This is a genomic window from Streptomyces sp. NPDC007157 (genome assembly GCF_040634235.1).
Taxonomy (GTDB): domain Bacteria; phylum Actinomycetota; class Actinomycetes; order Streptomycetales; family Streptomycetaceae; genus Streptomyces.
Map to the genome: position 1 here is coordinate 1830 of NZ_JBEYFE010000066.1, position 1415 is coordinate 3244.

Consider the following 1415-nt stretch of genomic DNA (forward strand, 5'->3'; position numbering starts at 1 on the left):
GCTGAGACCTGATGCCGAGCCGATTGTGGTGAAGTGGATGATCCTATGCTGTCGAGAAAAGCCTCTAGCGAGTTTCATGGCGGCCCGTACCCTAAACCGACTCAGGTGGTCAGGTAGAGAATACCGAGGCGTTCGGGTGAACTATGGTTAAGGAACTCGGCAAAATGCCCCCGTAACTTCGGGAGAAGGGGGGCCAGTCCTGGTGACCGGATTTACTCCGTGAGCTGGGGGTGGCCGCAGAGACCAGCGAGAAGCGACTGTTTACTAAAAACACAGGTCCGTGCGAAGCCGTAAGGCGATGTATACGGACTGACGCCTGCCCGGTGCTGGAACGTTAAGGGGACCGGTTAGTCACATTTCGGTGTGGCGAAGCTGAGAACTTAAGCGCCAGTAAACGGCGGTGGTAACTATAACCATCCTAAGGTAGCGAAATTCCTTGTCGGGTAAGTTCCGACCTGCACGAATGGCGTAACGACTTCTCGACTGTCTCAACCATAGGCCCGGTGAAATTGCACTACGAGTAAAGATGCTCGTTTCGCGCAGCAGGACGGAAAGACCCCGGGACCTTTACTACAGTTTGATATTGGTGTTCGGTTCGGCTTGTGTAGGATAGCTGGGAGACTTTGAAGCGGCCACGCCAGTGGTTGTGGAGTCGTCGTTGAAATACCAGTCTGGTCGTGCTGGATGTCTAACCCGCGCCCGTGATCCGGGTGGGGGACAGTGTCTGATGGGTAGTTTAACTGGGGCGGTTGCCTCCTAAAGAGTAACGGAGGCGCCCAAAGGTTCCCTCAGCCTGGTTGGCAATCAGGTGTTGAGTGTAAGTGCACAAGGGAGCTTGACTGTGAGACCGACGGGTCGAGCAGGGACGAAAGTCGGGACTAGTGATCCGGCGGTGGCTTGTGGAAGCGCCGTCGCTCAACGGATAAAAGGTACCCCGGGGATAACAGGCTGATCTTCCCCAAGAGTCCATATCGACGGGATGGTTTGGCACCTCGATGTCGGCTCGTCGCATCCTGGGGCTGGAGTCGGTCCCAAGGGTTGGGCTGTTCGCCCATTAAAGCGGTACGCGAGCTGGGTTTAGAACGTCGTGAGACAGTTCGGTCCCTATCCGCTGCGCGCGCAGGAATATTGAGAAGGGCTGTCCCTAGTACGAGAGGACCGGGACGGACGAACCTCTGGTGTGCCAGTTGTTCTGCCAAGGGCATGGCTGGTTGGCTACGTTCGGGAGGGATAACCGCTGAAAGCATCTAAGCGGGAAGCCTGCTTCGAGATGAGTATTCCCACCCACTTGATGGGGTAAGGCTCCCAGTAGACGACTGGGTTGATAGGCCGGATCTGGAAGCACCGTGAGGTGTGGAGGTGACCGGTACTAATAGGCCGAGGGCTTGTCCTCAGTTGCTCGCGTCCACTGTGTT

General features: G+C 56.5%; 1 rRNA gene (only partly in view). It reads left to right on the top strand.

Going from position 1 to position 1415, the window contains the following annotated elements:
- A 23S ribosomal RNA gene (locus ABZ642_RS46340) occupies window positions 1–1393 on the top strand (it extends 1780 nt beyond the left edge of the window).
- Window positions 1394–1415 lie beyond the last annotated feature (22 nt).